General features: G+C 69.6%; 1 protein-coding gene. It reads left to right on the top strand.

Annotation, left to right across the window (positions count from 1 at the left end; all coding sequences use genetic code 11):
- The first annotated feature begins 196 nt into the window (after nucleotides 1-196).
- Nucleotides 197-727 (top strand): LppU/SCO3897 family protein, encoded by a 531-nt coding sequence (locus FNQ90_RS25120; RefSeq protein ID WP_182608417.1) that lies wholly within the window; start codon nucleotides 197-199, stop codon nucleotides 725-727.
- Nucleotides 728-888: the final 161 nt, after the last annotated feature.

Genomic DNA, 888 nt, shown 5'->3' on the forward strand with positions numbered 1-888 from the left:
GGGTAAGGGAGGAGAGGACCGGCCGTTCGGGTGACGCCCGTCCGCCCGTTACCTCCGGATACGCACGGTGTGGATGTCACATCAGTGCCACAGAACCCCTCTCGCTTCCGAAACTTTCCCCCCGGTGTTCCCCACACCACTAGGGTTCCCGAGGCAACAAGATGTGATGCGCAAGGATGTTTCGGAGGGGACCCCCATGACCACGCCGCCGCCCACCGGCCCCAACCCGTACGGCTCGCCCCAACAGCCGGGGCAGCCGCCCCAGCAGCCCGGCTACGGCCACCCGCCGCAGCCGGGAGCCCCGACCGGGACCCCGTCCCCCGCGGGCTTCGGCGCTCCCGGCTCCGCACCGCAGGCCGGCTTCGGCACCCCGGGCGTTCCCGGTGCTCCCGGCGGCCCCGCCGCGGAGGAGCCCAAGAAGAACAAGAAGTGGCTGCGCGCGGTCGGGCCGGTGGTGGCGCTCGCCATCGCGGGTGGTTTCTTCTTCTTCGGCGGCAGCGACGCCAAGGGCTCCGATGTGGGTGACTGCCTGCGCAACGAGGGCAGCATGGTCACTCCGGACATGAAGAAGGTGGACTGCTCCTCGGACGGGGCCGAGTACGAGATCCTGAAGCGGGTGGAGGGCGACACCTCCAGCACCGCGTGCTCCGATGTGCCCGACTACACCGACCAGTACTACGAGGAGCACAGGGGCAAGACCTTCTCGCTCTGCCTGGTCCGGCTCTGACCCCCTCCCTCCGGCCCGGTGAGCCGGTCCGGATCACATCGCCCCACCCCGGGTACGGCCGCCGGAAAACCTGATGCCGGGGATCCCGACGTCGGGGTCACAGAAGGAGGGGCACGTTTCACGTGAAACGTGCCCCTCCTTCTGTCTTCCGACCCCCGGGC

It is taken from the genome of Streptomyces alkaliphilus (genome assembly GCF_014141535.1).
Taxonomy (GTDB): domain Bacteria; phylum Actinomycetota; class Actinomycetes; order Streptomycetales; family Streptomycetaceae; genus Streptomyces; species Streptomyces alkaliphilus.